This is a genomic window from Rhodanobacter sp. FW106-PBR-R2A-2-24 (assembly GCF_058789615.1).
In genome coordinates this window covers 831,074-855,787 of sequence record NZ_JBYTBV010000002.1, presented here as the reverse complement: position 1 = coordinate 855,787, position 24,714 = coordinate 831,074, and the positions used below count along the sequence as shown (strand labels likewise).

Below are 24,714 nucleotides of genomic sequence, written 5' to 3'. Positions count from 1 at the left end.
CGCAACGAGCCCGGCCGATGCCGGGCTCGTTGCGTTGGAGGACGCCGTTCAGTCGAGCGTCTTGACCCAGCTTGCGTATTGCGCCTGGCTCAGGCGCGGCGCGCCGTGGCTGGCGTGGAGGAAATCGTTGGCCAGCGGTGGGTAGGCGGCGGCCTGCGCCGGAGTGATCCAGCGGCTGCCGCCGGAGAGTTGCTTGAACGCAGGTGGCGGCGCGATGTGCGGCGCGGTGGGCTGCACGCTGCGCACGGTCACGATGGGCGGCGGCGTGGCTGGCGGCGTGGCCGGCATTGGCATTGGCGTCGGCGTCGGCGTCGGCGTCGTGGTCTGGGCGATGCCGGCGCCGGCGCAGAGCAACGACGCGGCGGCGAGGGCGGTAAGCAGCGGAGTGCGGACTTTCATGGTGCTTGCTCCATGTCAGAATGCGGGGGTGGTTCGCCGGCCATGGCGGGGAGGCCGGCGAATGCCGCGTTCCACGCTAGCAAGGGCTGCCTAAATGGCGACGCAATATCACCGTGCATCCGTCGTGAAGGCGGCCACCCGTTGAGCCGCGCTTCAGCGAATCCTCGCCCGTTGGCGCTGGCGCAGGCACGTGCCCTGCAATTGCATGCGCAGGGCCTGCTGACGGTGCCACGTCGGCGCGCGCGGTGCGCCGACGTGGTGGCGACCATCGAACGCATGCGCCTGCTGCAGATCGACAGCATCCACGTGGTGGCGCGCAGCCCGTACCTGGTGCTGCATGCGCGCCTCGGCGACTATCCGATGGCCTGGCTGGACGAAGCGCTGGCCGCCGGGCGCCTCGCCGAGTGCTGGGCGCACGAGGCCTGCTTCGTGGCGGCGCGCGACATCGCGCTGCACCGCGCCTGGCGGGAGCGCGGCGGGCACTGGGCGCACCGGCATGCCGCGCGCATGTTGCGCGAGCATCGGCAGGCGATGGAGGCGCTGCTGGCGCGCATCCGCGAACACGGCCCGGTGCGCGCGGCGGATTTCCCGCGCGCCGACCGTGGTGCTTCGGGTTGGTGGGAGTGGAAGCCGGAGAAGCGCTGGCTGGAGGCCTGGTTCGCGCTGGGCGAACTGATGGTGCTGCGGCGCGAGCGCTTTCAGCGCGTCTACGAGGTGGCCGAGCGCGTGCTGACGCGGCTGACACCGCCCTTCGCGCCGTCCGCGCTGGACGCCGATGCGCTGCGTCGCGGCTTCATCCTCGACAGCGTGCAGGCGCTGGGTATCGCGCAGGCGCGCTGGATCGCCGACTATTTTCGCCTGAAGCCCGCCGTGACGGCACGCGAGTTGGCGCCGCTGGTGGCGGCGGGCGAGTTGCTGGCGGTCGAAGTGGCGGGCTGGGATGCACCGGCCTACGTGCACCCCGCGCACGCCGAGGCACTGGCGCGTGCGCGCAGCGGCCGCTTGCGCGCCACGCGCACCGCGCTGCTGTCACCGTTCGATCCGCTGGTGTGGGATCGGGCGCGCGCGCTGGCGCTGTTCGGTTTCGACTACCGCATCGAGTGCTACACACCGGCGCCGAAACGACGCTATGGCTATTACGTGCTGCCCATCCTGCATCGCGGTGCGCTGGTGGGGCGGTTGGACGCCAAGGCGCATCGCGCCGAGGGCGTGTTCGAGGTCAAGGCGTTGTATCTGGAACCGGACGTAGATGTCACCCCGGTGCTGGTGACCGCCGTGGCGGCGGTGATCGCGCGCACCGCGCGCTGGCACGGCACGCCGCAACTTCGGCTGGGGCGCTGCCGGCCGGCAGCGCTGGGGCCGGCCTTGCGCGCCGCGTGGAAGGCGGCCGGCGATTGAATCAGTGGCGCGCCGGCGCGGTGGCGGGCGTCGTGCAAGGGCGGCCCTGCAGGCTGGCCTGCAGCTGGCTGTCGAGGACGTGGCAACGCGCGTCGAGATAGGGCTTGGCCTGCGGGTCGTGCGCGGCGGCCAGCAGGCTGTCGTGCATGGCCTGGTAGTGCGCGGGCAACTGGTCGGCGGGGAAGATGCCTGCCGCGCGGTGGCAGGCCTGGTAGCTGGCCAGATAAGCGTCGCAGCTCGATACGCCGGTGACCACCGGAATGGCAGCGGGTGGTGGAGAGGGGCGCGTGGTGGCGCAGCCGGCCAGGATCAGCGCGGCGCAAGTCGTGCAGAGCAGGCGTGGGTTCACGCGGATCACCTCGAAACAGCCGGCCGGGAAGCCTGAATGATAGCCGCTCGCGGCACTCGCGCCGGTTGGCTCGCGCCCGTTATCATGCTTGGGCTGAGTTTGCCGGGGTCGCCAAGTGCCGGTGACCCGATGCAGCCGATCCGCGATCTGCGACATCTGTTCACCCCGGGTAGTTTTCCTATGCACGCCAGTAAGCCGGCCATCGCCCGTGGCGAGGGTCGAGTCTCTTTCCTACCCAAGTGGAGCAGTTTCATGTCTGATCGTCAGATCGGTACCGTCAAGTGGTTCAACGACGCCAAGGGCTTTGGTTTCATCGCCCGCGACAATGGCCCGGATGTGTTCGTGCACTTCCGTGCGATTGCCGGCAGCGGCTTCAAGAGCCTGCAGGAAGGCCAGCAGGTGAGCTTCAAGGTGGTGCAGGGCCAGAAGGGCCTGCAGGCCGACGAAGTCACCCCGGCCTGAGCCGTCGCATCACCGGAACCGGGCCTCGCGCCCGGTTTCTTCTTTCTTGGTTAGCGACAATGCGCAGCTGAAAAACCGTTCGCACTGAGCGTAGCTTGCGGCAGCAAGCGGAGTCGAAGTGCCGCGCGGACAATCACCCTTCGACTTCCTCGCTCCTCAAGGCCGAGGCCATCCATGGACACTCCCCGCGTGCGGCCCTACGGGCCTGCGCTCAGGGCGAACGGTGAAATGTTGGCTGAGCTTCGGCTAATCAGGTCTTCTTTTCGCCGGTCAGGTGGATCGAGCTATGCCGAGCAAGGTTCCCCCCGTCACCCGTTATCTGCTGATCGCCAACGTGCTGGCGTTCCTCCTGCAGCTGTGGTTGCACGATGACCGCACGGCGGCGCTGACCCGCTACTTCGCCCTGTGGCCGCTGGGGCCGTCGCCGTATGCGGACGTGGCCGGCTTCGAGCCGTGGCAGCTCGTCACCTATGCCTTCCTGCACGGCGGTTACGAGCACATCGCCTTCAACATGTTCGGCCTGTGGATGTTCGGCGGCGTGATCGAGCGCAGCTTCGGCGCGCGCAACTACGCGATCTACTACGTCGTCTGCGCCATCGTGGCGGCGCTGGCGCAGCTGGTGGTGGTGAAATATTTCACCCACGGCTTCTATCCCACCCTCGGCGCCTCGGGTGCGCTGTTCGGCCTGCTGCTGGCCTTCGGCATGCTGTACCCGCGCGAGAAGATGTTCCTGATCTTCCTGCCGATACCGCTGCCGGCGTGGCTGTTCGTGACCGGCTACGCAGTGGTGGAGCTGGTGCTCGGCGTCACCGGCACGCAGGCCGGCGTGGCGCACTTCGCGCACCTGGGCGGCATGGTGGGCGGCTATGTCATGATCCAGTATTGGCGCGGGCGCCTCCCGCTCAAGCCGAAGCGTCGACTGCTGCGCTGAACGGCGCCGCATCCATCCATCCGGGGAACCCATGAGCCACGACCTGCAGCGCCGCCTGACGCCGCGCCACATCACCTTCATGGCGCTGGGCATGTGCATCGGCGCGGGCCTGTTCCTGGGCTCGGCCAGCACGATCAAGCTGGCCGGGCCGTCGGTGCTCATCGCCTACGTGTTCGGCGGCGCGATGATCTTCATCATCATGCGCGCGCTGGGTGAGATGGCCGCGCACGAACCGGTGGCCGGCTCCTTCGGCGCCTACGCGCATCAGTACCTCGGTCCGCTGGCCGGCTATCTCACCGGCTGGAACTACTGGATCCTGATGATGGGCGTGGGCATCGCCGAGAGCACGGCGGTGGGCATCTACATGAAGGCGTGGTTTCCCGGTACGCCGCAATGGATCTGGGCCTTCGCCAGCGTCTCGATGATCGGCGGACTGAACCTGCTCGCGGTGAAGGTGTACGGCGAGCTGGAGTTCTGGTTCTCGCTCATCAAGGTGCTCACCGTGGTGGCGATGATCCTCGGTGGCTTGGCGATGATCTGGCTGGGCTGGGGCAACGGCGGGCATCCGGTGGGGCTTTCCAACCTGTGGACGCACGGCGGCTGGTTCCCGCATGGCGTCACCGGCATGGTGCTGGCGCTGCCGGTGCTGGTGTTCTCCTTCGGCGGCATCGAGACGATCGGCATGGCCGCGGCCGAAGCCGCGCAGCCCGAGCGCACTATCCCGCGCGCGGTGAACTCGGTGATCTGGCGCATCCTGATTTTCTACATCGGCTCGCTGTTCGTCATCATGGCGATCTATCCGTGGAACGCGCTGGACGCGAACAGCAGCCCCTTCGTCACCACCTTCGACCGCCTGGGCATTCCCGGCGCGGCCGGGCTCATCAACTTCGTGGTCATCACCGCGGCGCTGTCGAGCTTCAACTCCACCACCTTCAGCGGCAGCCGCATGCTGCACAGCCTCGCCAGCAAGGGCCAGGCGCCGGCGGCACTGGGCAAGACCAGCACGCATGGCGTGCCGGTGCGCGGCGTCGTGGTGACCATGGCCTTCCTGCTGTTCGGCGTGCTGATGAACTACCTGGTGCCGGGGCGCATCTTCGGCATGATGATGTCCATTCTCGCCTTCAACACGGTGTGGACCTGGGGCATGGTGCTGGTGGCGCACTGGAGCTTCCGCCGCCGGCAGGCGCAGCCGCTGCGCTTCCGCCTGCGCGTGTGGCCGCTGTCCAGCGTCGTGTGCCTGGCCTTCCTCGGCTTCGTGTGGGTGATGTTGTGGTGGAGCCCCGACACCCGCGTGGCGATCTACGTGGGCGTGGCTTGGCTCGCGCTGTTGATCGCCGGTTACTACGGCTGCGGCATCGAGCGACGCATGCGTGCGGAGTTGACGGCGGGCGGCGCGTAGCTCCCCTGCGGTCCGCTGGCTTTTCGCGACAGGCCATCGCCCGCCAGCGGGCTCCTACCCTTGTCGGGGTTCGAGGCTGCCGCAGACGGGCGATTTTTTCACCGGCGCTCAGCGCAGCGCGAGGAAATCCGCGCTGACCACGAAGCGCACCGCGTCCAGCCGCAGCCGTGAGGCCGGCAGGGCGGTGAGCAGGGCGATGCGTTCGGCGGTGAGGCTGGCGAGCTCGGCGGCGCTGATCGAGGGGTTCACCGCGTGCAACGCGGTGAGGCGCGACAGCTCCGCGTCCAGTGCGGTGGTGGCTTCGGCCACGGCGTCGTCGATGCTGGCCTGGGCGCGCGTGCGCACGATGGCCTCGGCCTTCTCCAGCATCGGCGGCACCAGTTTGGCGAGGAACTTGCGGTAGCGCGGCACCTCGATGTTGCGGTCGGTGGCGCGGCGCAACGCGATTTCGCTGGGCTGGAAATCCGCGCGCTCGACGAGCCTGGTGTCCACGGTGGCGATGAGCGGCAGGGCGGGCAGGAAACGGTCGGCATCGAGCGCGCGGTCGGCCACGCATTCGAGCACGAACACCGCCTGCAGCAGGGCGCTGCGTGGCGGCAGGGCATCGTCCACCATGAAGGCGGCGTTGCCTTGCTCGCCGGAGAGCGCGAGGTCGAGCGCGCCGGCGATCATCGGGTGATCCAGCCGCAGCAGTGGCAGGTCCTCGCGCGCCAGCGCCACCTCGCGGCTGCAGGTGGCCGACACCGGGCCATCGGCGAAGCCGGGCAGGGCATCGGTGGAAAGGTATTGCGGGTCGAGCAGCAGCACCTTGCCGCCGAGCTCCTCGGCGTGGATGCCGAAGTTTTCCAGCAGGCGCTGCACGAAGGCGTCGCGGGCCGGGTCCTCGTCGTCGCGACGGAAGGCGCGTTCCAGCTCCTCGGCGTGCGGGTCGCGGCTGGCGGCCAGCTCCAGCAGGCGGTCGCGGCCGTCGCGGATGACGGCGGCCATGGCCTCGTGCGAGGCGCGGGTTTCGGCGATGAGGACGTCCAGCTCCTGGTCGCGGCCGTCGTCGCCGCGCGCGTGCTGGTCGGCCAGCGAGGCGAGCATCTCGCCGTAGCGGCGCAGCAGCTCGCGGCCGTCGGCCGGGCTCATGCGGAAGGCGTCCACGCCGTCGTCGTACCAGCGTGCCAGCACGTGCTGGGCGCTGTCGGCCACGACGAGGATGTGGATATGGATGTCGTGCGCCTGGCCGATGCGGTCGAGGCGGCCGATGCGCTGTTCGAGCAGGTCGGGATCGAGCGGCAAGTCCCACAGCACGAGGCGATGGGCGAACTGGAAGTTGCGGCCTTCCGAGCCGATTTCCGAGCACAGCAGCAGGCGCGCGCCGTCCTTCTGCGCGAAGTAGGCCGCGTTGCGGTCGCGCTGCACTATCCCTAAGCCTTCGTGGAAGCGGGCGATGCCGGCGCCGGTGCGCGTGCGCAGGGCTTCCTCCAGCGCCAGCACCTTGGCCTGGCTGCGACAGATCAGCAGGAACTTGTCCTGCGGGTGTTCGTCCAGCAGGGCAAGCAGCGCGGCGAGGCGCGGATCGCCGGCGTAGTCGGGCGCCAGGGCGGGTGGCGGCTGCTGGATGTCGGCGTGGAATTCCACCAGGAGCGCCTGGCGCGCAGCCTCGTCGATGCGGTCGGCCGGCAGCAGGTGCCATTGCGGCAGGCGCCGGGGAAACCCGCCAATGCCGGCGCGGCGGTTGCGGAACATGGCGCGGCCGGTGCCGTGGCGGTCGATCAGCGCGGCGAGGATGGCTTGCGCGTGCGCCGGCTTGGTGGGGTCGAGCAGGGCCGCCTCGAGCGCGGCGTCGCCGGCCAGCGCGCGGCGCAGCGCGTCGTGCTGGGTGGCCTCCAGCGGTTGGCCTTCCAGCAGTTTGTCGGCGATGCGCGACAGCGGCTGGAAGCCATCGGCCTCGGCCAGATAGGCGTCCAGATCGTGGTAGCGCTGCGGGTCGAGCAGGCGCAGGCGGGCGAAGTGGCCCTTGCGCCCCAGTTGCTCGGGCGTGGCGGTGAGCAGGATCACGCCGGGGGTCCTGGCGGCGAGCCGTTCCACCAGGGCGTAGCGCGGGCTGGCGGCTTCGGGCGTCCATGCGAGGTGATGCGCCTCGTCCACCACCAGCAGATCCCAGCTGGCGTCCTGCAGCTGCTGCGCGCGCTTGGGGCTGGCTTCGAGGAAGGCGAAGTCGGCGATCACCAGCTGTTCGTCCTCGAACGGATTGGCCTGTTGGTCGTCGTCGGCCAGCGCCAGCGATTCGCAGCGCTCCTCGTCGTAGATCGCGAAGTTGAGGTTGAAGCGGCGCAGCAGTTCCACGAACCACTGGTAGACCAGGGTGTCGGGCAACAGCAGCAGCACGCGCGAGGCGCGGCCGGTGGCGAGCTGGCGGGCGAGGATCATGCCTGCCTCGATGGTCTTGCCCAGGCCCACCTCGTCGGCCAGCAGCACGCGCGGGGGGCGGCGCGCGGCGGCGATGCCGGCCACGCGCAACTGGTGCGGCACCAGGCCGATGCGCGCGGCGCCCAGCCCCCACATCGGCGAACGACGCGCCGCGGCGCGGCGGGAGAGCCCGTCCATGCGCAGCTCGAATTGCGGAACCGGGTCGGTGCGCCCGCCGATCAGGCGGTCGTCGGCCTGGCTCACGCTCTGCTCGTCGTCGAGCTGGCCCTCGTGCAACTCGCGGCCCTCGCCGCGGTAGATGATGAGCTCGTCCTGGATCTCCACCCGCTCCACCAGGAACGCGATGCCCTTGCCCGCCACGCGCTGGCCGGGGCGGAACTCCGCGCGTACCAGCGGCGCGGAGTCCGTCGCGTAGGGTCGCAGCACGCCGGCCTTGGCGAACAGCACCTGCACGCCGCGCCCTTCGATGCGCAGCACGGTACCGAGGCCAAGCTCGGGTTCGGCGGTGGAAATCCAGCGTTGACCAGGTACGAACATTGAGCGGCGGCTTGGACGGAAAAAGGTCGCCAATTATCCGCGTTTGCGGCGTCAAAGCCCAGCGAAAGGGCGCGACCCGGTCAGCTGCTGCAGGAACCGCCCGAGGCGATCGTCTTGCTGATGATACTGCCCGAACTGCGTACGTCCAGTTCGACCCCCGGCACGGCGCTGGTGCTGCTTACCGTGCCACCGCTGTCGCGGAAACAGGTGATGTAGCGCAGGGTGGTGGACGGCTTGAGCTGCCCTTGCATGCCATAGCTAGGGTAGGTCGCCTGGCCAGCCCAGATCGACACGTTGCCCTGCGCGGTGGTGCTGCGTAGCTGCACGTTGCCGGTGGCGTAGGCGGCGTTGCTGGACGCGGCGCCCGCCGGGTAGGTGTAGACCATCCAGCCGTTCTCCCATGCCGTGCCGCCGCTGGTGCAACCCGCGGCGGTCGCACTGGGGCACAGGGTGACGATCTGGGCGCGCGTGATGGCTTCGGCGCGGGCGTAGTTGAGGCTTGCCAGCAGTGCATTGCTGGCGGAGTTGACCTGGTTGCGGCGGATGGTGTCGCGGTAGCTCGGCAGGGCGATCATGGTGAGGATCGCCATGATCGTCACGGTCACCATCAATTCGACCAGGGTGAAACCATGCGAGGCCTTCGGTTGGCGAGTCATGCGGGTCACCAGCAACTGCCGTTGGCGTTGGATGCCGTCGATGCCGGCAAGGGCGTTTTCACGCCGGCACTGTTCACCGTCATTGCGCCGCACGCATCCGTCGACTGCGTGTTTTGCGGTTGGGCCGTGGCGATATAGGACTGCGAACTGCTGCCGGCTGGTATGGCCACGGTCACGTTGTAGTAGCCGTTGCCCGATGGTGCGGGGTTGGTGAAGCCGATGGCGGTGAGCGAGCCGTAGCGGTTGTAGGTGGCGTAATAACGCTCCTGCGCATTGGCCACGCTCAGCAAGAGGTTCTTGCCGTCCACGCGTCGCGAGCGGAAGGTGTAGCGGTTGTAACTGGGCACGGCGATGGCCGCCAGGATGGCGACGATGGCGACCACCACCATGATTTCGATCAAGGTGAAACCGCGGGCTTGGGTCATGGCGGTATTCCTGTTCATTGGTCGTTGTCCAGTGCGCCCCACGAACGGCGGCGCCACACGGCATCGTCGATCTTCAGCGAGCCGCCACCGACGAGCGGCGGACCCGGGATGAACCGGGCGCCGCCACCGACCGCCGCGGCCACTGGCACCGTGCCGCTGGTGGGGGGGTTGCTCACCTTGGCACCCACGACACGGAAGGCGCTGCTGCCCGTCCATGCCGGATTGGCCGGGTCACTGAGACCGCCATCGGAACCGCCGTTGGCCGCGTTGAACACCATGATGGCGCCGGTGATCGTGGCGGTGCAGGGGTCGTTGCTGGCCGGAATCAGCGTGGTAATCACCACCCGGTTGGAGTCGAACAAGGCACCCGGGGTGACCACCACGCGCTCACCTGGCGAGCTGGACAGGTTCAGCGGGATGTACCAGCCATCCTGCGAGGCGCTTACCGTATTGTTGGTGCTGCCGCGCAAGACATTGCTTCCGATCGTGGCCTCGGCCAGCGTTTGCGCCTGCAGGTTGCTGGTGCCGTTGATCGTGACCGTGCCGCCACTGCTGTTCACCTCGTCGCGGATGCCGTAGATGGCCTGGGTGGGCACACCGGTGCCGGTGTTGTCGTTGGCGCCGAGATACTTGCCGGTGCCGAAGACGATGATGAAACGATTGGTCGCCGGGTCGGGGAACAGGCGCGGCATCACCGTGATGGGCTGCGATCCTTGCGTGGCTGGCTTGAAGGCCAGCGACACCGTCCATCCCGAGGTTGAGCTGGAGGTGAGATCGTAGCGCCACAGGTTGCCGGCCAGATCGCCGGCGTAGGCGGCGTCGTCGATCTGGTCGTTGTTGTAATCGCCCAGCACCGGAGAGCCCAAGCCGTAGCTGGTGACGCCCGAGATGTTGGTAGGTGTCTTGAGCTCGGCGATCAGGGCACCGGTCTGGGCATCCAGCACAAACAGCGAGCTGAAGGCCACTGCCGGGCTGCCGCCAGTAGGGGCGCCGGCCGGGGTGGGGCAGTTGCCGGTGTTGTAGGAGACCTTGGTGCAGTTGGGGAAGTAGCCGCCGGGCACCAAGACCACCCACTTGCCGTTGGCAAGGCGGCCGATGTTGGGTTGGCCGTAGGTGAAGCCGAGATCGGCCGGGTCACAGCTGCCGCTATTGCTGTAGCAGCCCGAGGTCGGCTTGGGGGTGTCGCTGCTGAATTCCCATAGCACCTTGCTGCCGGCGTTGGTTTCGGTGACGGTCGTCGGGTCGGTGACGTCCAGGGCATAGACGCCGCGGCCGCCATTGCGCAGGTTGCCCACCAACAGGGTGTGCCAACCCGCGGTGGTCGTCACCGGGGAGCTGGTGGCCGCGTCGAAATATACGTCGCGCGTCACCGGGGTGCCGTCCACCGTGGGCAGGAAGTTGAAGTTCTTGCTGGTGAGGTTGCCGAGGTTGCCGTACACGGCGCGCGGCACATAGGCGAACACTTCGCGTCCGGCCGTGCTGGTGGGCACGACCACCGGTGGCGTGCCGGACTGGGTGACCGAGGCGTCGAAGGCGTGCAGCATGCCGTCATTGGCGCCCACGTAGATCACCGGCTTGCGGCTGATATGGTTTTGCACGAACTGCGCGTAGCTACCGGTGTCGTTGGTGTTGCCGGAAGCTGCCGCCGTGGCTTCGGGCGAGCTGGCGGGCCAGTTGTCCACGTAACCGCTGGCGGGGTAGGCCACGTAGATGGCATGCGAGTCGATGATGGCGCCGAGCAGACTGTCACGCTTGCGCATCACACTGGAGGTTTCCATGGTGCGCACGCCGCGCAGATAGCTGACGCGGTTGGCAAAGGTGTCGTTGGTCGTATCCGTGGGCGCCGGCAGCATCATGGCCGTCTGGGCGGCGGTATCGAACGTGCTGCTGGGCTCGAAGGCGATGCCGGTCACGCTGCCGTCGGTATTTATCTTGGCGCTGAGGATTTGCCGCGAGGAGGGCGCGGTGATGGTGCTGTTGGTCAGCTTGCTGGCGGCATCCCACTGCACCGTGCTGTCCACCGTGCCGTCGGCATTGGCCTTCACCGCCTGCAGGGTGCCGCTCCAGTCGGCGGGGTTGTAGCCGGTGGTGAAAGCCAGCGCGCCGGGCACCAGCACGCTGGTGTTCAATGCGGCGGTTGCCGGCGGCCCGTTGCGTGCGCTGATGCTGGTAAGGATCTTGCTGAGCTGGTCGACCAGATCCTGCGGGTTGCCGGCGCTGAAGAACTGGCCGCGACCGGCCAGGCCGGCGTGCCAGGTGTCGTCGATGTTGGCGGCAATGCCGTTGCCGTTGCCGTTGGGCGTGGGCCAGCCAATGCTGCCAAGGGAGTTCCTGACGCCCTGGCGCAGCAAGCAGGCGTCGTTGGTGTTGCCGCTGGTGCCGCCGCTGCAATCGGTGTCGTCGGAGAAATTCAGGTTGCCGCTGACGCCCAGGCCGATCATGTAGTCGGCCATGTGCGGCCAGGTGGCGGGGTCGTTCTTGGGGTTGAAGTAGACCTCCGGGTTGATTTGCGTGCTCTTGACGCTGGAGCTGGTGGTGCTGGTGAGGTTGAAGATGCTGGTGCTCTGGTCGGGCAGGTAAGGCGAGACGATGTCGCCGGCGGCAGGCCTGTAGAGGTCGCTGCGCAGGTCGGTGGCCCAGTAATGGAAAGCGATGTCGGAGAGCGAGGCGTAACCCGTATCGCCGCCGTCGTGCACTGGCTTGTAGATGGAGGTGACGCCGGCGCTGGCGGGGCTGGGCATGACCACGCCGTCGGGCAGGACGAGCCCGGATGCGGGCAGGGTCAGGTTTCCGTAAAGGGGGCCGTCACTGTTGCCATTCCACAGGCCGTCGGTGATCAGCATGTGATAGTTCTGGCGGCAGGACAGCTCGTGACCATCGCCGCTGCCGGTTTGCGGCGGTTGCCAGTAGGGGTCGTGCAGATCGCCGCTGCTGCCAGTGTTGCCATTACCGCGGGTGAAGAAATCACCTGCGCGCGCGGTGGCGCTGCGGGTAGGCGTGCCGGATTGGGCCGGTACCTGGAAGATCCAGTTGAAGAAATCGCTGCGGTAGCAGGACGGCGGCGTTTTGATGGTGCCCGATTGCAACGACTGCGAGCCAAGCGTTGGCTGGCTGCTCTTGCAACTGCTGGGTGTGGTGTCGACCAGGCTGCTGATGAGCGTCGAATCTTGCAGCACGAACTGGTCGTTGATGCCTGCATAGCCGTTGTAAAGGTTCTGCCAAGCCACGCGCACGGCACTGCCGAAGCCGCCGTCGTCCCACATGCCAGGGTCGTTGATCGCGCTGCCCAAGCTGCTGGAGCCGAACACGCGCGACAGGGCGGTGCGCGCCATTTGGTTGCGGGTGTGGTAGTAGGCCCACCAGTTGGCCCAGTTTTGGTATTGGCTGGAAGGTACGGCGACCGCCGTCCAGTTGCCGGTGTTGTAGAGGTTCGACAAGCCGGTGGATGTCGGGTTGCCGTAGGTATCCACGGCGATGGTCGAACCCGTGTACTTGTAGTAGTACGGGCCGCCGCCGCTGACCGGGCTGGATGAACCGTATTGGTTGCCGCTCTGGCCCAGGGTGTAGTAGTTGCCAGAGTCGTACTGGCACTGCCAGTACTGTGTTCTGCGACGGCTTACCTGGTTGGTGAAATTCGTGGTGCCAGCACTGGTGTCCGAATTCAGCGGGCGATTCCAGGCGATGCCGTCGTTCCACACGGCCTTCAGCGTGGCGTCGGCGTTGGGGAAGGACGTGCCATCGGCGTTGACGGGTGGCGCGTAGGTGACATTGGGGTTGTAGTACACACCGTTCATCACGTGGGCCAGGATGCCCGAGCTGGCGCCAGGGTTGATGATGGCGGCGCACATCCATGGCCCGCTCAGCCAGTTGGTGCTGTTGAACGGAGCGTTGTCGCCCATGAAATCCCACGCCATCGAGCCGGAATCGTCGAAGGTGACGGCGATGTTTGGCGGCACCGACTGGGTCTGGTTGGGTGGGGTGGTGCTCAACTGCACCGTGCCGGCGAGCGCGGCCGTGCTTGCCGTGGCCAGTGCGGTGCTGGTGGAAGCGGTAGCCAGGGAAGCAACGGGCGGCAGCGCATTGGGCACCGCCCGTACGGGGATGGCGGCGCCGAGGCCGCCAACCAGGGTCAGCAGCAGGACAGGCGCGGCGGCGCGGGTGCGCGTCAGTAGTTGTCGACGGATCATGACCAGGGCTCCGGCTCAGTTGCCTTCGGCTTCGAACGTGCTTTCCAGCACGCGAACTGTGTTGGGGTTGCCGCCGGTGGCGCGGGCGGTAATGCGGTAGCTGTGGCGCTTGCACGGGGGCGCTTGGTTGTCGCATCCAGCGGCGCCGGTGTCGCCACTTTCGTGTGGGCCATCTGGCTGATCCACGCCGAGATCCTCGATCATATAGACCGGGTTGTTGGCCAGTTGGGCGGTGGCGGCGGCGGTGCCAAAGGCGCTGCTGTTGGCGGCGGTGTAGTCCACGCTGCCGGAGGGGCCGGTATAGGCCGTGGCGCCGGCGGTGATCCAGCCCTGGCCATGGCGGAAATTGGTGACGATACCGCCGTTGCCGTAGTCGGCGCTATTGCCCAGGTTGTACCGGTGGCAATCGGCCAGTACGCCGCTGCCGCAAACCAACGGTGTAGCGGCCAGGTTGGTGGTGTTCATCCATAGTTTCCATTCGGCGCCGCGCAAGGCGGTTTGCGCGCTCATCTGCGCCTGCTGTGCGTTGCGCAGGCCGCCGGCCATGCGCTCCTGCAGCAGCGAGCGCCCGGTGGCGCTGAGGGCGAGGATGGTAAGCAGCAACAGGAAGATCAGCGCCACGATCAGCACGGCGCCGCGTTGGTGCCGCGACGGGGCGAATCGTGTGCGGCGGCCCACCGCATCAGACAAGTGGCAGCTGTGTTGGTGGCTGAAAGCGTGCATGGTGGTTTCGCGCCTCACGGGTTGTAGTTGCGCATCGCGACCAACGCGGTGAATTGACGGCGCAGCAGCGGGTTGACGAAGCCCTGCGCGGTGGGCTTGATGGCATGTGCGGAGGGCGCCTGGGCCGCGTTGCTGCCATCCACGCTGTAGACGTAGGCGAGGTCGTTGCTGGTCAGGGTGTAGAGCGGGTTCAGGCCGTCCACCAGCAGGCTGACTTCGATGCTCTTGACCGAGCGCCACAGACAGCCGGGATCGGTGGCCGACAGCGGCGTGGGCGCCGAGGGCGGGCAGTCGGCGCTGGTGCTGGCATCCACCTGGGCGGCGGTCAGGAAGCGGGTGCGGCCATCGGAGCCTTCCACACCGTAGAGAAAATCCAGTCGCTCGATGCCACGCGCGATTTCGTCCACGGAGCCGCCGTGGGCGGTATCGCCGCCGTTGACGCGCCGCATCAGGGCGCCGGTGAACGGCGCCGCACCATTGTTGTTGATGCTGACCAGTTGCAGGTAATAGGTGACGGTCTGGAAATCGCGGTTGAAGTCGTAGACACGCGGCGCGGAGGGCGGTAGCTGTATCGCCGGCGCGGAGAAGTTGTTGGCGGCGTTGGGGCTGATAACCCCGCCAGCAACGTCGGCCGCGAAAATCTGCGCGTTGACACAGTTCGCGAGCATGGCGAGGTCGCCGTTCTTGAAATCGCTGGCTGGCGGCTCGCCGGTGGCGGTATCGGGATTCAGCGTGATGCTGGAGAGCAGGCCCGCACTGGTGCCGGTGATGGTGCTGTGGCCAGCGCCGATCAGCCAGCCGCGCCCGGGGTTGATGTAGCGGATCGTGAGCACATCGGTACCGGGAACACGGTTGTTGAGAGCGGTGCCCATGATGGGAATCGCGGTGATGTTGGCGTTCGGATCTACCGGGGTGCAGGCCGTTGTGCTGCAGTCGTAGCCGCGCATGGCGAGGAAGGAGGGGAAGGTGTACTTGGCGGCGGGCACGGCCGGGTAGCTGTTGCCGCCGCTGGAACCGCCCATGGGGGTGGTGACGTCGTACATGCCGTCGGTCAGCGACTTGGCGTACACCACGGGGGAGCGCAGATTGTCCAGATAGGTGCCGCTGCTGGCGGCCTGTGGCTTGGCAATGCCGCCGTTGTTGGTGCAGTAGAGCCCGTTGGCCATGGCCAGGTCGCTGTGCATGCGGCTGATGGCGAAACGCCCGGTTTCCTGCAACTCGGCGAGCTGGGATTGCACCTTGTTGCTGCTGGAGGTGGAGATGAACACGCTGATGATGCCGGCGGCAACCAGCAGGCCGAGCACCATGGCGATCATGAGCTCGATCAGCGAGAGACCGGCCATGCCGGCGCGGCGCGGGTAGCGTGGCATCACGGTTGGAACTCCCAGGCGAAGGTTTGCGGGGCGGCGGTGCTGTGCGCGGTGTCGCCGGCACCGCGCTCGACCCATTGGATGGTCATGATGCAGGTGCCTCCATAGGGTGGGCGCATGCCGTATTGCGAGGTGCTGGGGGTAAAGCCGGCATTGGTGGCACTGCAGTTGATTTTGGCCTTGGGGTTGGGCAGGAAGGCGGCGAGCTGGGTGCTCCACATCTGCATGTCGTGCGCGGCCACGTCGTCGGGCGTGCACGGCGAGGTGCTGTCGCAGGCCGTGGTGACGCTGGTGGCGACAGGGTAAACCGAGCTGTTGTAACTGCCATCCCACACGGCGACCGGGTTGGCGCCCATGCGATCGGCCATGTTGTGGGCCATGAAGGTGGCCTGGGTGCGCAGGTAGGCCGCCTGGTTGGAGTGTGTGGCCATGATGAGCAGGCCGGCCAGACCGACCAGACCGATGCTGAAGATCATCACGGCCACCAGCACCTCGATGAGCGAGACGCCGCGCTGAGGTGATCGCTTGTGCATGGTTCCCCCGGATACTTGTGCGAATGGCAGTCGTCGAATGACGTGTGGGCGGCGATGGAGCCTGCCCATGCGCCGCGCGCTGCCAGGATAGACGGCTCGGATTATGCGCGGAGCGACCGCTGGTGCGGGTGCCGCTGGTCGGGAAATCTACACCGTCGATCGGCGCAAGCGGCCGTATCGGCGGGCGTGGTGCGGCAAACGTGCGCCACGTCACGTGTTCCGTCCACGCCTGCCCGTCGCCGTGTCATGCACGACAGTGGTCGCCTCCCGCTGCGTGATGCAGGTCGGCGCGGGTGACCGGGGGTGCGATGTTCGGCATGGCTGGAAACCCGGCGCCGTCAAAACGGATGCTGGCGATAGAACCGTTCGAGTTGCCGGTAGACCTCCGGCAGGTGTTGGCGCAAGTTGGCCGGCGCCTCGAAGAACTGTTCGCTGGCCACCGCGAAGAACTCGGCTGGGCTTTCGAGGGCATAGGCGTCCAGTGGCAACGGGATGCCGCTGCGCTGATCCTCCTGCAGGCGCTCCCACGCGCCGGCAAAGGCGCGCGACCACGCCCGGCGATCCATGTGTCGATGCAGCGGTGGGCAGCCGTCGGCGTCGCCGTTGCGCATGTCGAGCTTGTGCGCCATTTCGTGGATGATCACGTTGCGCCCGGGAGCTGGCGCGGCTGGCCATACATCCGCCCACGACAAAATCACCGGCCCATGCTGCCAGGCTTCGCCCGCCATCGCGATGTGCGTTGCGTGTTGCACTCCGGCGGCATCGGTGCGGGTGCGGCGCGGTACGAAGGAGTCCGGATACACGATCACGCTGTGCCAGCTGTCGTACCAGGCCAGGCCGAGTTTCAGGATAGGCAGGCAGGCATGGGTGGCGAGCAGCACGCGGTCGGCGTCGCCCAGCACGGTGTCCTTGACCGGTTCCAGCGACTTGCGTTGCAGGAACAGCGTCACCAGCACGCGCAGCGCGGCCAGGTCGGAGGCGCCCAGCCGCTGCGCCGGGGCGCAGTGCCGCAGTGCGTGGCGCCAGAGCGGCTCGGCGATCGGGTGGTGGGCAACGATGCGCCGCTCGCGCCAGTTTCTGAAGTTGTCGAACATGGCCACGTGCGCGATGGGGAAGCCAAGAGCATCGGGTCGATGCGGGCATTCTCAAGGCGCTGGCGGTTGTCCGGCGGCTCCGCGTGACAAGCCGGTGGCGGCAGGCCGCGCGATGCCTGGTCGCGCGATCCGCGCTGGCATCGGCAAAGAAAAACCTGATTAGCGGCAAGGCGCAGCTGAAAAACCGTTCGCGCTGAGCGTAGCTTGCGACAGCAAGCGAAGTCGAAGCGCATGCACGCGGCCATCCTTCGACTTCGGCCCTGCGGGCCTGCGCTCAGGGCGGGCGGCGAGGTGTCGACGGCTGAGCTTCATTGCTAATCAGGAAGAAAAAAGGCCAACGGCGAGCCGTTGGCCTTTGAACTTTGGTGGCGGACGGTTGACCACGTGCCAACTAGCCTCTCGAGCTTATGAGCACTTGGGCGGGTTGCAGCGGGTACACGAGGGATAACGGATTCATCGCGCATTCGAGAAAACTCATGAAATAAAAAAATGCATTTAGGCAGCGTTCATCTCAATGACCCGCCAGCCATATTCACCCTTTGTTGGATTTTTGGCATAAACAGCCAGGGCGACCACCTCGTCAATACTCGGGTCAATAGATTCGACAATGTGAGGGGGAGCAAAAGCATCCTCTACGAAGCCAAAACCCTTCGGATTACGACGTAGTTGTCCATTGAACCGTCTGACGTCTTTTCCGGGCAATTCTTGCCGCTCCACGTTGAACACATCCATTCGATTGTTCTTTGGGTTACGCGCGAAGCTGCACCGAACGCCATCACCAATGCGCAGGGAGTTCTCTGAGGATTCATCGACTTTTACCTCTTCGCCGGTGTCCACGATAAGAACTTTTGCTGACTTGTCGGCGGCTGCCTCACGCGTGATTACACCAACGCCTGAATCCACAGAATCCCATCGCTTGCCATCCTCCCGAATCGAAACATGAACGATCGTTTGCCGGTCATCTCCGTTCTGCCGACCAATAACAACCGTTAACGGCGTTCCAACTTCAAACTTCAGTTTCTTCATGGCCGGACCAACAAGGCTCCACGCATGGCCATTGGAGTCCTTGATTGCAAACCGAGACAGTGGCTTCGGCTTCCAACCAGGACGAGGATCCTTTGGCATGTGTGGAACAAGGAGGCCGAGGTAGTTTGCTGCCCTGGTTTCCACGATATCGAAACAAAGTGACAGCGCGGCAGGGGAATGCTTCCCATAAAAGTCCCTGGGTGGTTCGGCCCCCTCTGCAGCAGGGTCATACCAAGGACTGGAGATCAGAGCCTCCATTTCGCGACCAATAGGCCACCCTTCCGCTTGACGGATATCGATGGTCATCGCGACCTCACGACTCGCTTGTGCGTACTCCTCCTGCTCCACCAGAAGTTCGGCAAGTTCACGATGCGCCCGGACCAGGAACTTGGGTTCGGCTGGACATTCCAAAGCCCTGCAGAAGCAAGCCAACGCCAATTCAGGCTGCTCGGATTGATACAACCTGCCTGCTTCAGCCCACACCCAAAATTCGTTGCGTTTAGTCTTTATGACGCTGGCCAGAAGTTCTGCCGCGCGGTGGAAATCTCCCATCTGACGCAAGAGAATGGCCATATCCCAGTGGAGCCAGAGGGAATCATCATCCTTAGTTGCCTTCCCGACTCGCTCGGCCCAATCCAGTGCCAATGCCATCTGTTTCTGACTAGCTTCCGGATGCGCCTTGACCCATTTGCACAAGGTGCGTGCGATATTCATCGCCAAAGAAGAGTAAGTCTTACCTTGGTATTGGCGTGGTTGCCAATCTTCGTCCCTTAGCCCTTCGATGCCCGCCCAACGAATGATTCCAGGAAACTTTGGAAGATTCGATCCAACCTTCACCAGTTGCCCCAGAATGTTAGAACAAGCCATCCCAGGAATGCTTGGCTCCAATGAATGGTACTCGTCCATCCAGCCCATCAAATCGTCCACGTCGCGCGTATTTATTGGCCGACTCTTCGCCATCTCAGCGACCATATTAGCGACGATGATTTTGATGCAGTCAAAGATGACCCACTCATATTCAGATTTGGTTTTGAAATCCCCAGGGTTGTTAGTCAGGATTTGTCTCGCCGTATCCAAGGCCTCTTGAAGTCGCCCAGCCTTGCGCAGCGTACGAACGTCATCTGAATTCACAGAAAAGCCCCCTTGATTTCTTCAAGTAGGTCAATATTGCTGGCATGCACCGGGCGCAAGCTGGAAACGAGCCCCTGCTTGTCGAAGTTGATCTCAAGACCGACTCGCTCATCTTGGCTACGAGCGACCGTTACGGCCAAGCGATACGAAGTCTCAGTGGCGGACACGACCTTCCAGCCAATTTGACCCAAGCGCGACCGTGTAGAACGGAGCAAGGCGGTAGCCTCAGGTGAATAGTCGTTCGTCGAGAGGCATTCAAAGGCAACGTCAGAAAGCAAACCCCAGTGCTCGGGTTCCTTCACGTGCATGGCCGTGACGACATTTTTCCCGTTGTAGGCGATCCGCAGCTGGCAGTGTTCGCCCTGTGGATCAGAAAGGTCATACTGCTCTTGGTAGGGGTGACAGGCCGCTTTTACGACTCGCCAGCCAAACCGCTCTGCAGCGTTGACGACACGAAGCCAGATGGCGACAGACTTGAGAACATCTTTCGATTGGTCGAGCCCCTCGGGCAAGCTGCGCTGCTGATCTCTCTCGGACGCGATTCCGTTGGGCTGAAACACCCAACCCGCACCCACTGAGATGTCAGCAGCCACCTTGACAGCACCTGCTTTCCAGACAGCAGCGTCGAAGGGGTGGATATCCGTGAAATTCAACAAAACCACTTCACGCTCGGCGACAGTGATTGCCGAGTACAACCAACGGAAGAATCCTTCCGAGTGGCGGCCAGCGGCGTGATCGCAATTCACGTAGCAAATCGGCTGTGACATGCCTTGGGCATGGTGAACCGTGGATGCATATCCATAACGGGCATAGGTGAAATCTGGCGCGGCTGGTGGCGGGGGCGGCACCTCTATTCCCTGCAGCGCTGCCTGCTTGCCGCCGAACGCTTTCTCTCTGTCGCGCTTTGCGGCATTTCGCCAGACGCTTTCGGCAACCGCCGTCTCTTTGTCCAACTCCGGCTTTTCTGCCCGCAAGAACTCCTCGAACACCTCAAGCTCAATCTCATCGCGACGATCGACCCTACACCTGAGGGAATGGAACTTGACCGGGCCGCTCTTTACCCAGCTCAACCCTTGTTGGTACACGGATCGTTTGCCGACACTCGCGACGGTCAGGCGCCCGCCGGACTGCATGGCTACCCTTGAGCCGAATGCATCGCGCACATCAGGGCTCACGTAGACCTCCAGCAGGTCGCCCACCTCCATCGTGTCCAGGAGTTTCTTGCCGTGCAAGCGCTCACGAATCCACTGGGTCAATGCGTTGGCCTGGCCATGTGTCTCGGCCAGATACCAGACTGAGCTTGGGTCTGCCTGGAAATGATCCACCATCTCATTGGCAGCATCCTTTTTATCGAGAACCCTGAATCCTTCATCGGTTTCCAATTCCAAGGCAGCAAATTTCTGGGCACGGATGGCGGTTACCAGCTTGACTGCGTTGGCCAGTTTGGCTGAACCACCTGTGGTGTCGATCAGTTGCGTCAGCTCTAGCGATTGGTGCTTCAGTTCACGTGAGTTCTGGAAGTCACCCGAAAGCACGGCACCCTCGCTGCCGCCGCGCTGAATCTGATACGGATCACCAAAGAAAACGACCTTCCGCGCCCCCTTGCCAAGCGCAGCGAAGTCGAAGAAATCCGACAACAACTGGCCGCTGCCATATTGTTTGCCGTCAGGGGTCGAGAATCTGGAGTTACTCAGCAAGTGGGCGTCGTCCAGAAGGTAGACGCAGTCGGCCTCGTCATCGCAGGCGCGCAACGGGATGACTTTGAGCTTCTTCTGTTCGGCCTCGCTTTCCGGTTCATCATCCCCGTTCACACTACCGGTGTAGAGATGCCCGTAGATGCTGTTGGACTCCACCTCGGCGCCATCGGCAAGGCGCCGGTTAGGTTGCAGCACGATGGGCTGCTTTCCAGCCTTTTTAACGACCTCCGCTACCTCGACAAGCAAACGGCTCTTGCCGGTCGAAGTCATGCCCAGAATTGAAAAACTGACAGAATCGTCCGCAGCGACGAAGCTGCACAGTGTCTGCAAGGCCTCGCGTTGATGTCCGGTCAGCGAGGTACGCGCTTGGGGTTGATCTGGGCGCGAATTAATATCACGAACCTGTGGACGACTGGAAGTCCATTCAATCGGCTGAACACCCAGCCTGCGGACGATCTCCAGCGCTTCGTCGCGAGCAATCCTCAACTCAGGTGAGGACAGGCCATCGAGCATGACTGCACAGTGCGCCAAATCCGTCGGGTAGAACCAGGAGCGAACCTTGGATGGGAGTTCCAACTGATCCGTGATCTCACCTGAAAAGATGACACCAGCAGAAATATGACCCAAGTTGCGCCCGGACAGCAGCGCCTTGGATTGCAGCCAATCCAGAACGGAGAACTTGTTGTCGCGCAACTGCTGATAGGGGTTGGCCTTTCGGCCGCCCTTGACGATCACGCCATCGGCTTGCCAAGGCCCGTTCTCGGTACCGGTCAGTGTGCCGCCATAACTCTTGAAGTCGGCCACAATGATCGCGGACGGCAGGATGCAGACCAAGTCGATCTCGGCGCCGTTCCACATTGCGTTTGCAACGGCAACAATCCAGTCGGAGCTGTCTGCCCAGCGATCTTCCTGCCGCTCCAGAAAGACCTGGAGCATCTGGTTTTCGTGGGTGCGGCTGGCCTTCTCGCCATAAACGAGGATGGTCATTGGCGATCTCCGGTGGGTTCGACGCCAAACACCCGCTCTAGCGTCGCCGGGATCAGTGCGGCGTTGGCTTGACGAATGGTGGTGTGTTTGGCCTTCAAGGCGGCGACTTCGGCTTGAAGGCGGTCGAAGGTTTGCTGTACCGCGAGCGAGGGTATAGGCACCTCTATGGCCATCAACTTTTCCAAGCCCAAGGTCCTGTTGCGGCCAGCACCACCGGGCGATGCATCGCCAATCTTGAGCAGTCCCTCGTCGGTCAAGAAGTAGTAGCGCAAGAATTCAGCGGTCGTCAGTTCAGCGTTCGCGTGGCAGGTGATGAAGCGGTGGGAGCCAAAGCGGCCCGCGTCTTCTGGCTGTGCGATAGCGATGGCGCCTTCCCAAGCGAACACATTAGAGAACAAAAGGTCTCCCGGTTCGATGCGGTACAGGCGCTTGGTGCCGACCTCACTGCCGGAAAGCGGCGGCTTGTGGAACGTGCCCTTGCCGAACGAGCGGATGCCGAGTTCCGGATAGCTGCCATCCAGGTCAATGGACTGTTCCCGACGCACAAGTGGTGCCACCTCCGCCATGGGTCGCGGGGGCACGTCGGCAATGGCATCGCGGAAACGCAGTGCCAGCAGATGTTCGGCGTCGCGCTCGACGGCATCCAGATGCGCTTTAACCTGCCGGGTTTTCTCAGCAAGCGCGTCGAGGCGGTCAGCGAGGGCTTGTTGTTCGGTCAGCGGCGGCAGCGCAATCTGCTGATCGAGAAAACGATCTTCTTTGATGCGTACCCGGTTGGTTGTGCCTTCACTGGCAGCCTTGCACAGTTCCACGAAGGGCGATGACCGCACCAGCCAGCCCATGAATGCCGCATCGCACTGGTCCAGGTCGCGAAACTCGAATGAAGGGAAGTCATTACTGACGATGGCACCGTCAAGTTCTGGTGGAACCAAGCCAATCGCGCCATTGCGCGCATCGATCTTGGACAGGATCAGCTGGTTGGTGCGGACGAAACGGCGCACCGAAACGACGTCGCCGCCGCGAACCTTGCCCCGACTGACGACACCTTTCCCCCAAAGCTTGATCGTCACCTCGTGGTACTCAGCCTCTGGGTCAAGTACCGCAGTCTCGTCGGAGCGCCGCAGCAACTCGCCTAGGGCAATTTTGAGCCACGCCATCATTCGCCGCCTTCAACGCCCACCAGGGCCTCAATCTCACCCAACAGCCGCATCACTTCGGCCTCGTGGCTGCGCATCGAGGCGATCAGGTCTTTTGGATCGGCATGCTCCAGCCCTGCCTTGGCATTCGGGTTTTTGATGTCCAGGTTGTAAATGGGCCAGTACAGCGCATCGCCTTCAGCATGGGCAGACTTGGCAGCCTGTTCGTGGGCCTGTTGCTCACTCTTGAGTGCCTTCAGGCGGTCTTGCAGCTCGGCCTTCTGGCCATTGGCAGCAGCCTGGATGGCCTGCTCCAACTCCCGAATGGGCTTGCCCAGCGCGATGGCGGCATTGCGTTCGCTTTCCGCCCGCTGCCAGAGCGGCGTGGCCGCTTCGACGGCAGCGGCGCGCTTGGCGGCAAAGTCCACCTTCCAGGCCTGGGGGCCTTCTTCGCGGGCGTTCCACCACGCCAGGGCCGGGGCAAATTCCTCAAACTGCAGTGGCGCCGTCTTGCTGTACTTCTTGCGACCTTCGGGCAACGGCAATTCGTAGTACCAGATGGTGTCAGTGGGGCCGCCACGTTCGAAGAACAGCAGGTTGGCCGGGATGTCGGTGTAAGGCGCAAACACGCCCTGCGGCAGGCGCACGATGGTGTGGAGTTTGAACTCCTTGAGCATCTCCTCCTTGATGACGGCGCTGATGCCATCGCCAAACAGGGTGCCATTGGGCACGACCACGGCGGCCCGGCCACCGCGACCAGCCGGCTTGCAACCCGGTACGGGCGCACCAGCCACGCGCAGCTTGCGCATGATGTATTGCAGGAAGAGCAGCGCCGTTTCCGCCGTCTGCATGTTGGGCGGGAAGTTGGCCTTGATGCCAGCCTCCTCCTCGCCGCCGAAGGGCGGATTAGTGAGGATGACGTCCACCCGCTCGCTGTGGCCGATCTCGTTGACCCGGCGCTCAAGCGTGTTGCCGTAGGCGATCTGCGGGGCCTCCAGGCCGTGCAGCAGCAGATTCATCTGCACCAGCATGTAGGGCAGCGGCTTGGCCTCCTGACCGAACAGGGTGTCCTGCTGCAATACCCGGCGTTGGTCGGGCGTGCTGACCTGCGGCGCGATGTGGTCATACGCCTCGACCAAAAAGCCGCCGGTACCACAGGCCGGGTCGAGCACTGTTTCACCCAGGCGCGGGTCGGTGACCTGCACCATGAAGCGCACCACCGGGCGCGGCGTGTAGAACTCGCCGGAATCGCCAGCGGCATCGCGCATTTCACGCAGCATCGACTCGTACAGGTGCGAGAGGGTGTGGATTTCTTCGCTGGCGCTGAAGTGAATGCCGTTGATCTTGTTGATGATGTCGCGCAGCAGGTAGCCGCTGACCATGCGGTTCTGCACGCCCTTGAACACGTTGGCGATGACTTCGCGCTGGCTGCCTTTTTCTCCGTCGCCAGCCAGGCCGCGCAAGTAGGCAAACAGGCCCTTGCCGACCGTGCCATCGACACGGATGGCTGCTTCCTGGCTGATGAACGTCAGCAGTTCGTCACCAGTGATGCCGTCATCACGAGCGGCCCAGTCGCGCCACCGGTAAGGGGCTTCGATGATGGGCTGGTAGCGCTTTCCGTCGAGTTCGGCTTCTTCCTCATGGACCGCTTCAAGGTCGTCGAGAAACTTGAGGAACATCACCCAGGTGAGCAAGGGCAGACGATCCACGTCGCCATTGAGGCCCTTGTCCTTGCGCAGGATCTTGCGGGCGCTGCCGATCAGGGCCGACAGGTTTTCACGGGTGGTGAGCGTTGCCTTGGCTTTGCGTGGCGCGCGGGTCTTCTTCTCACCCGTGGTGGCAGATTTGGCCATTGG

General features: G+C 64.6%; 18 protein-coding genes. 4 read left to right on the top strand and 14 right to left on the bottom strand.

Annotated features, from left to right (window positions below):
- Positions 1-48: 48 nt before the first annotated feature.
- Positions 49-399 carry a hypothetical protein gene (locus AC3WQA_RS05155; protein ID WP_492674011.1) on the bottom strand — a complete coding sequence of 117 codons (351 nt, stop codon included), beginning with the start codon at positions 397-399 and terminating at the stop codon, positions 49-51.
- Between the two features lie 141 nt (positions 400-540).
- Between AC3WQA_RS05155 and AC3WQA_RS05150 the strand changes: the two genes are divergently transcribed.
- Positions 541-1,797 carry a winged helix-turn-helix domain-containing protein gene (locus AC3WQA_RS05150; RefSeq protein ID WP_492674010.1) on the top strand — a complete coding sequence of 419 codons (1,257 nt, stop codon included), beginning with the start codon at positions 541-543 and terminating at the stop codon, positions 1,795-1,797.
- A 1-nt stretch (position 1,798) separates the two neighbouring features.
- Here AC3WQA_RS05150 and AC3WQA_RS05145 read toward each other — a convergent pair whose 3' ends face one another.
- Positions 1,799-2,146 carry a hypothetical protein gene (locus AC3WQA_RS05145; protein WP_492674009.1) on the bottom strand — a complete coding sequence of 116 codons (348 nt, stop codon included), beginning with the start codon at positions 2,144-2,146 and terminating at the stop codon, positions 1,799-1,801.
- Between the two features lie 252 nt (positions 2,147-2,398).
- On the opposite strand from AC3WQA_RS05145, the gene AC3WQA_RS05140 reads away from it, so the two are divergent.
- The 3 genes from AC3WQA_RS05140 to AC3WQA_RS05130 all read left to right on the top strand — a co-directional run bounded on the left by AC3WQA_RS05140 (position 2,399) and on the right by AC3WQA_RS05130 (position 4,938).
- A complete protein-coding gene (locus AC3WQA_RS05140; RefSeq protein ID WP_077553745.1) occupies positions 2,399-2,608 on the top strand; it encodes a cold-shock protein in 210 nt (69 codons plus the stop codon).
- Positions 2,609-2,894: 286 nt separating this feature from the next.
- Complete coding sequence (locus AC3WQA_RS05135) at positions 2,895-3,539, top strand: rhomboid family intramembrane serine protease (protein ID WP_492674008.1); 645 nt, start codon at positions 2,895-2,897, stop codon at positions 3,537-3,539.
- A 31-nt stretch (positions 3,540-3,570) separates the two neighbouring features.
- On the top strand, positions 3,571-4,938 hold the full coding sequence (locus tag AC3WQA_RS05130; protein ID WP_492674007.1) for an amino acid permease: 1,368 nt from the start codon (positions 3,571-3,573) through the stop codon (positions 4,936-4,938).
- Between the two features lie 108 nt (positions 4,939-5,046).
- Here the strand turns inward: AC3WQA_RS05130 and rapA are convergent, their stop codons facing one another.
- The 12 genes from rapA to AC3WQA_RS05070 form a co-directional block, all read right to left on the bottom strand.
- Entirely contained in the window at positions 5,047-7,893 is a 2,847-nt protein-coding gene (gene rapA / locus AC3WQA_RS05125) for an RNA polymerase-associated protein RapA (RefSeq protein WP_492674006.1), read from the bottom strand.
- A gap of 80 nt (positions 7,894-7,973) precedes the next feature.
- The gene (locus AC3WQA_RS05120; protein ID WP_492674005.1) at positions 7,974-8,549 is read right to left on the bottom strand and encodes a GspH/FimT family pseudopilin; all 576 of its coding nucleotides are present in this window, start codon (positions 8,547-8,549) and stop codon (positions 7,974-7,976) included.
- 5 nt (positions 8,550-8,554) lie between these two features.
- On the bottom strand, positions 8,555-8,974 hold the full coding sequence (locus tag AC3WQA_RS05115) for a type IV pilin protein (protein ID WP_492674004.1): 420 nt from the start codon (positions 8,972-8,974) through the stop codon (positions 8,555-8,557).
- Between the two features lie 14 nt (positions 8,975-8,988).
- Positions 8,989-13,161 carry a pilus assembly protein gene (locus tag AC3WQA_RS05110; RefSeq protein WP_492674003.1) on the bottom strand — a complete coding sequence of 1,391 codons (4,173 nt, stop codon included), beginning with the start codon at positions 13,159-13,161 and terminating at the stop codon, positions 8,989-8,991.
- 15 nt (positions 13,162-13,176) lie between these two features.
- Entirely contained in the window at positions 13,177-13,791 is a 615-nt protein-coding gene (locus AC3WQA_RS05105; RefSeq protein WP_492674002.1) for a pilus assembly PilX family protein, read from the bottom strand.
- A 107-nt stretch (positions 13,792-13,898) separates the two neighbouring features.
- Entirely contained in the window at positions 13,899-15,254 is a 1,356-nt protein-coding gene (locus tag AC3WQA_RS05100) for a PilW family protein (RefSeq protein ID WP_492676319.1), read from the bottom strand.
- Complete coding sequence (gene pilV / locus AC3WQA_RS05095; RefSeq protein WP_492674001.1) at positions 15,254-15,787, bottom strand: type IV pilus modification protein PilV; 534 nt, start codon at positions 15,785-15,787, stop codon at positions 15,254-15,256. The genes AC3WQA_RS05100 and pilV overlap by 1 nt, the downstream gene beginning before the upstream one ends.
- A 338-nt stretch (positions 15,788-16,125) precedes the next feature.
- On the bottom strand, positions 16,126-16,881 hold the full coding sequence (locus AC3WQA_RS05090) for a M90 family metallopeptidase (protein WP_492674000.1): 756 nt from the start codon (positions 16,879-16,881) through the stop codon (positions 16,126-16,128).
- 495 nt (positions 16,882-17,376) lie between these two features.
- Positions 17,377-19,038 (bottom strand): tetratricopeptide repeat protein, encoded by a 1,662-nt coding sequence (locus AC3WQA_RS05085; protein WP_492673999.1) that lies wholly within the window; start codon positions 19,036-19,038, stop codon positions 17,377-17,379.
- Positions 19,035-21,722 (bottom strand): NERD domain-containing protein, encoded by a 2,688-nt coding sequence (locus tag AC3WQA_RS05080; RefSeq protein ID WP_492673998.1) that lies wholly within the window; start codon positions 21,720-21,722, stop codon positions 19,035-19,037. The genes AC3WQA_RS05085 and AC3WQA_RS05080 overlap by 4 nt, the downstream gene beginning before the upstream one ends.
- Positions 21,719-22,879 (bottom strand): restriction endonuclease subunit S domain-containing protein, encoded by a 1,161-nt coding sequence (locus tag AC3WQA_RS05075; protein ID WP_492673997.1) that lies wholly within the window; start codon positions 22,877-22,879, stop codon positions 21,719-21,721. The genes AC3WQA_RS05080 and AC3WQA_RS05075 overlap by 4 nt, the downstream gene beginning before the upstream one ends.
- Complete coding sequence (locus AC3WQA_RS05070; RefSeq protein ID WP_492673996.1) at positions 22,879-24,711, bottom strand: class I SAM-dependent DNA methyltransferase; 1,833 nt, start codon at positions 24,709-24,711, stop codon at positions 22,879-22,881. The genes AC3WQA_RS05075 and AC3WQA_RS05070 overlap by 1 nt, the downstream gene beginning before the upstream one ends.
- Between the last annotated feature and the right edge of the window lie 3 nt (positions 24,712-24,714).